Annotated in this window: 5 protein-coding genes and 1 pseudogene; 2 read left to right on the forward strand and 4 right to left on the reverse strand. The window is 44.0% G+C overall.

Features of this window, described 5'->3' with window-relative positions:
- The 4 genes and pseudogenes from PX481_RS00115 to pilM form a co-directional block, all read right to left on the reverse strand.
- Positions 1–561: pseudogene (locus PX481_RS00115) on the reverse strand (pilus assembly protein); the annotation flags it as partial.
- A gap of 93 nt (positions 562–654) precedes the next feature.
- Positions 655–1428 carry a hypothetical protein gene (locus PX481_RS00120; protein WP_002758749.1) on the reverse strand — a complete coding sequence of 258 codons (774 nt, stop codon included), beginning with the start codon at positions 1426–1428 and terminating at the stop codon, positions 655–657.
- Positions 1425–2195, reverse strand: coding sequence for a PilN domain-containing protein (locus PX481_RS00125; protein ID WP_002758748.1), 771 nt, complete (start codon positions 2193–2195; stop codon positions 1425–1427). The genes PX481_RS00120 and PX481_RS00125 overlap by 4 nt, the downstream gene beginning before the upstream one ends.
- Positions 2196–2204: 9 nt before the next feature.
- Entirely contained in the window at positions 2205–3320 is a 1116-nt protein-coding gene (pilM, locus tag PX481_RS00130) for a type IV pilus assembly protein PilM (protein ID WP_002758747.1), read from the reverse strand.
- Between the two features lie 563 nt (positions 3321–3883).
- Between pilM and PX481_RS00135 the strand changes: the two genes are divergently transcribed.
- A complete protein-coding gene (locus tag PX481_RS00135) occupies positions 3884–5188 on the forward strand; it encodes a tetratricopeptide repeat protein (protein ID WP_002758746.1) in 1305 nt (434 codons plus the stop codon).
- A gap of 119 nt (positions 5189–5307) precedes the next feature.
- The gene (locus tag PX481_RS00140; RefSeq protein WP_256378305.1) at positions 5308–5436 is read left to right on the forward strand and encodes a hypothetical protein; all 129 of its coding nucleotides are present in this window, start codon (positions 5308–5310) and stop codon (positions 5434–5436) included.
- Positions 5437–5741: the final 305 nt, after the last annotated feature.

Genomic DNA, 5741 nt, shown 5'->3' on the forward strand with positions numbered 1-5741 from the left:
AGTAAATTCCAAGGAAACTGTCTGAGAGGTGGCGTTAGTTTCCCCCTGGGCGCTGGTGAAAACGACGTTATAACCGGCATAGTTAGCAAGGGTCATTAACACTTCTCTAGCGGAAGCTTCCCGGAGTAAAACACGAGGTACAATCATATTACGCTCGAATTTGACCTTTTCGGCACTAGCATCGATGTTAGAGATGGCAATATCTCCCACCGGTGGGGCGACAGCCCGGGGTAGGGTGGGAGCGCCGGGGGCTTGGGGTGCGCCTTGAATGATAATTTCGGGGTTGGGGACAAGGGGCGCACTTTGGGCCAGTAGTTTTTCACTAGCTAAAATGCGATCGCTGATCTCCTTTTCTACGGCATCGGGGGTGGGAACGAAATTCTTAGGTCTTTTTTGTAAATTTTCTTGACTAAACTCTTGCGAAAATTCAATTTTTGATGTACTCGATTTTAACTCTGAACCATCGAAGGAAATGGGGGTTTCGGCCAAAGCGCTCAGGGGAGCCATCAATAAAAACGAGGCAATTTGGGGGATAAACAGGGCATAACGGGACGAATTCACTTTAATTTCACTCCTCAACAATTGGGGGATTCAACGGATAAAAAACGGAATACTCGCACCGGAATGAAGACCATTTAATCACTGAAAGTTCTCCTATTGGGGCGGACTAGCGGGGGGTTGGCCTTCGGCGGGGGGTGGCGGTGCTAATTTCGCTAATTCGGCGGCATTGAGAGGAATAATCACATCGAGAAGAAAGGTGGTAGTAACGGGTTTATCGCCTTGGGGAACGATAGTGGCTTTATTTTTGCCAGTACTAACCACTTGAACCGCCGATCCTTCCTTTTCCATCTGGGTATTGAGACTGTTGAGCAAAATGAGCGGCTGTAATCTTTCTAAATCCCGAATAACCTCTTGAGTGTTAGCATAGTTCCCTTCGATCTTGACGTTAAGAGTTTGACGTTTGAGCTTATTATTAACCGCGCTACCGAGGGAACCATCGGAAACCACCACTGGTTCTAGTCCTTGGGGTTGGAAACTAATCAGCTTAACATTGCGAGACTTAAAGATATTACTAATATCTAAGAGAATTGTGCTTAAGTTCTTTTCTTGAGCAAAAAGCGCGAGAATTTGCTGTTTAGTTGCCTCTTTTTGTTGCAACTGACTCTCGATTTTGGGGAATTCTGCGGCTCCGAGACCGCTTTTTTGTTGATCTACCTGTTGTTGTTTGCCAGCTGCATCGTTTTGCAACTGTTGCAAGGTATTATAAGCGGGCATCACCCAGTTAAAAAGCAGATAGAAAGAGCCAAGTAAACCTAGCACAGCGGCAGCGATGCCACTATTGCGGGGAGTAAAAGTTATCCCGAAAGCGATAGGATACTCGTCAAATTCCTCTAATTCCCGATCTTCAAATTCTTCGGTAAAGGTCATGGTTGAATGGCTCCTTGGCGTTTGAGAGTATTAATCCTAGTGACAACTCCGAGTGCTCCATTGCGGGTCAGATTGAGCAGTTGTTGAGTAGCGGGAGTATCACTTAATTGGGCGGTGATCACAAATTGAACCGCTTGGGGGAAAGTAACATTAATATTTTTGTACTTATTGTCCACCTGTACGGGTAAATCGGCTAGGGCAGCACTTTCGATCACCGTTTGCCTACCCTGTAAAAAAGGAGAAGCTTGTAGGGTTAAGAGATAATCATTGACTGCTTCGTAATTACTGGCAAAACCACTGATTTTTAAGCGAGTAGCCCGATTCTGTTGCCCTTGATCTGGGGCAGCGGGAACCTCCACCTGCTGCACACTGGTTAGCTGGACACTAGGGGGAGTTTGCAGGCGAATTTCTTGAAGAATAGCTGACCAAGGCCTAATCTGATTGAATACAGTTACCAGAGCTTCATTTTCTTCTCCTACCGCCGTTAGTTGCGCTTTCATGTCTTCTAGCTTTTTGCTTTGGGCTTGCAGTTGACCTAATTCCGCGTCCAGTTGCTGAATTTTGGCCTGAGTTTCGCTGGTTTGCCAACCGAGGATTAAACCGAGTAATCCCGTCAGTGTCAATAATCCGGCCCCCACTCCCACACCGATCAACAGGGGTGTTTGTTTACGCAGGTTAATAGCGGTGGAAATCTTGGCTGCGGGGGTTCCTTTCCCCGTTTGGCTAAGATGGCGATCCTTAAGAAAATTAACGTCAAGACTATACATAATTTTTGTCTATACCTCCCGTAATCCTAAACCGATAACTGTTCCTAATCCCGGTCTTTCGGTATTAGGAATCTCTTGAGTTGTATCTAAGTTCAGTGATGCGATCGGATCGATTGCCATGGTGGGGACGCTGAGACGTTGAGTAAAGTATTCGTCTAGTTGCGCTAAACCGCCCCCGGGACCGGCTAAAAGTAATTGGACGATTTCCAGGTCATCACTTTGGTTAAGATAGAAATTAATCGATCGCCGTAACTCATCGGTTAATTCCCCTAAAACGCGCATCAGTGCCGTCATCCCGGCGTTAGTAGGGGCCCCAGAAGTGCCGGTATTGGTGCTAAGACTATCAAAGGCAGTAATCGGAATTGTCATCCCCAAAAGAATCTCAGGACTGCGGGAGGTGGGCAAATTCATCGCCCTGGAGAGGGCATTTTGTAGCTGGAAAGTGCCGATGGGGACAGTGCGGGAAAATTGGGGAACGCCGTCCACCACGATGGCAATTTCCGTGTTATCAAATTCTATATCAACAATAACGGCAGCTTCATTGGAACTAAACTGTCGCAAATGTTCGCGAATCGTCCGAATTAGGGCAAAACTATTAATTTCTAGCACATCTACCTGTAATCCTGCCTGTTGGAAGGTTTCCATGTAGGCATCGGTAATCTCCCGACGAGTGGCTACCAGCAAAACCTGCACTTTTTCGATCCCGTCTTCATCCTGAAAGTAGCCTAGTTTTTGGTAGTCGAGATCCACTTCCTCGCGAGGATAGGGAAGGTATAAACTAGCCTCATGATTTAAGACCAGATTTCGCAATTCCTGATCGTCCAATTCCGAGGGAATGGGGATCATCCGGATAATTGACTCGCGCATCGGCACACCAGTAGCGACTCGTTTGCTGTTAATTTTATTTTCCTTGAGGACTTCTTGGATTAATTCCGCTAAAGCGGGGGAATCGACGATTTTTCCCTCCTCAAAGATGCCTTCCGGGATATCCGACGAACAACATTTAACTAATTTATAATTTTGTCCCTGTTTGGCGATCTGAGCTATGTTAATACGCTCCGGTGTGATCTCTAACCCAACACCTTGATTTTTTTTTGTCAATAGCTTTTTAAAAAAACTTACCATAGATTTTCCTGGGCAGCTCTAAGGGGATTGGTGATCAACAAAGCCAATAATCTTTTGACCTGATTTTATCTAGGGTCGATCAAGGCAGTAAATCAGTCTATAAACGCTCCTGACTGGGTAAATTACCCAGAAAAGGTGAAAATCGAGGAGGAGAGAGGCTATTCCTGTACTCGCTAACCCGATTATCTTTGTTCAGAGCGAGGTTAATCTCGAGTGGGTGAGAGGAGAGGAAGTGCCTATTGATAGTGACATTGTACTCAATTTTGGTGAAAGAACCAAGTCCAAGCTAAAAATTGGCCATTACCCCCCCCTTTTTTTTTTCTGCTCCACTAGATCAAGTCAGCTTTCCCTAGTTAGGGGTTGCGGCAAAAAGTTTTTCGTGGGGGCAGGGTGTCGGGGGTCGGGCATCGGGTTTTAAGCTAAGAGGCATTTTCACGGCCCGCCAATTCAAAAATGAAACGCAGGACTCCTCAAGACAAAAGTTCAAGAAATCTTAGAAGTTATTAAAATAATACAAAAATAAACTCAACGTCAACCTAAAACATTGCTAGGGAAAATCAATCATGTTTCTCCGTCCTTTCTCTATCTTAATTACCCTCTGTCTCGGTTTAGGCTTCCTTTCTCTCCCTCGGCCCGTTCAATCTTTACCTTTAAATGCGATCGCTCAAGTCAATGCTGCCTCAACTGCTCTGGACTTTTTCCATCAGGGAGTAAAAAGATTACAACAAGGTGATCTAGAGGCTGCCATTAATAGTTTTAATGAAGCCATTCGTCTTAATCCTAACTATGCTCAAGCCTATGGCAACAGAGGAATTGCCTATAGTCGTTTACAGCAATATGACAAAGCCCTGGCTGATTATAACCAATTTATTCGCTTTAATCCCAATTCAGCAGTAGCTTACTATAACCGAGCAACTTTGTATGATAAATTAGGAGATTCTCAAAAAGCGATCGCCGATTATGCTCAAGCAATACGACTTAATCCTAATTTCACTCAAGCAATTAGTGGCCGAGAAATTGCTCAGAATAAATTAAGAACACCTCAACAAAGTATCTCCACTACTAACGCGCTCGCTCAATATTTTTCCAATGGAAGGAATGCTAAGGATTTTTTTGTTCAGGCGATGGATAAATATGACAAAGCAGATTTTGATGGTGCAATTGTCGATTTTAGCCAAGCGATTCAACTCAAACCCGACTATGCTCAAGCTTACATGGGCAGGGCAATGGCATATAAGGGTTTAGGAGATTTAGAAAATCAGATCACAGAGCTACGAAAAGCGGCAGAATTACTTCAAAAACAGGGAGATACAGAAGCATACCAGACAACCATAGATTTAATCAAAGTAACTCAGGATTTGATCGATAGCATTCGATCAAATCCTAATTCTAAACTAGCCTTTGCCGAGTTGTTTTTTAATTATGGAATAGAGGAATGGAAAAAAGGAAATTTTGTGCAATCGCTGGCACAATTTAACCTGGCGATACGTCTCAATCCTAACGATGCTATTGCTTACATTCTTCGAGGCGACGCATATTTTGAGTTAGGGGAATATCAAAAAGCGATCGCCGACTACACCCAAGCAATTCGCCTCAATCCTAACGATGCTCGTGCTTATCTTTTTCGAGGTAATGCCTATGGTCAATTAAAAGAATATCAAAAAGTGATCGCCGACTACACCCAAGCAATTCGCCTCGATCCTAACTATGCTGATGCTTACAACCTGCGAGGGCTTGTCTATGAAATGTCAGGAAACCGTCAAAAAGCGATCACCGACTTGGAAAAAGCAGCCAATTTATATCAGCAACGGGGTGACACAGCACAAGCTCAAAAAGTCTTAGATTTGTTGAAAGAATTACAGCAATAAACTCAAGGTAAACCTAAAACATTCGGCCTGTTCAATCTTTACCTTTAAATGCGATCGCTCAAGTTAATGCTGCCTCAACTGCTCATTCCATCAGGGAGTAAAACAACGCCAATTCAAAAATGAAACGCAAGACTCCTCAAGATTTGACAGAGAAAGGCTCATCGGGTATTGTCCGAATCAATACAACCCAAATTCCGCAGGTGGAAAAAGACAAAGGAAAAGACAGAAAAAGCCGAACAATTCACTAAATATAAATACTCAAGAAAGTCTCAGGGTGAGCGCATTGAAAACTCTATTGACAATTGGTCAATTAGGTTTTGTCCCCTTAGATATTTCTGGCTAAAACTAAATATTTAGCCACGGTGTTAGGAACTAAGCTAAGACGCATTTAAACCGCTTACTCTTAGATTAGCCGAACCGCCCCCAATCCCTTTACTGTTGCCTTTTGCCTCTTGCCTCTTGCCTCGTCTCAACAAGCAATTTAAATTACGAACAGCTTAACACATTTCCCCAAGCTTGATAATGGGGGGCTTCTCCTAACATAATTGCTGTC

It is taken from the genome of Microcystis sp. M53603_WE2, assembly GCF_030065435.1.

Coding starts and splice junctions, on each gene's coding strand:
- PX481_RS00140 (WP_256378305.1), top strand. CDS start 5,308: ATGAAACGCAAGACTCCTCAAGATTTGACAGAGAAAGGCTCATCGGGT.
- PX481_RS00125 (WP_002758748.1), bottom strand. CDS start 2,195: ATGTATAGTCTTGACGTTAATTTTCTTAAGGATCGCCATCTTAGCCAA.
- pilM (WP_002758747.1), bottom strand. CDS start 3,320: ATGGTAAGTTTTTTTAAAAAGCTATTGACAAAAAAAAATCAAGGTGTT.
- PX481_RS00120 (WP_002758749.1), bottom strand. CDS start 1,428: ATGACCTTTACCGAAGAATTTGAAGATCGGGAATTAGAGGAATTTGAC.
- PX481_RS00135 (WP_002758746.1), top strand. CDS start 3,884: ATGTTTCTCCGTCCTTTCTCTATCTTAATTACCCTCTGTCTCGGTTTA.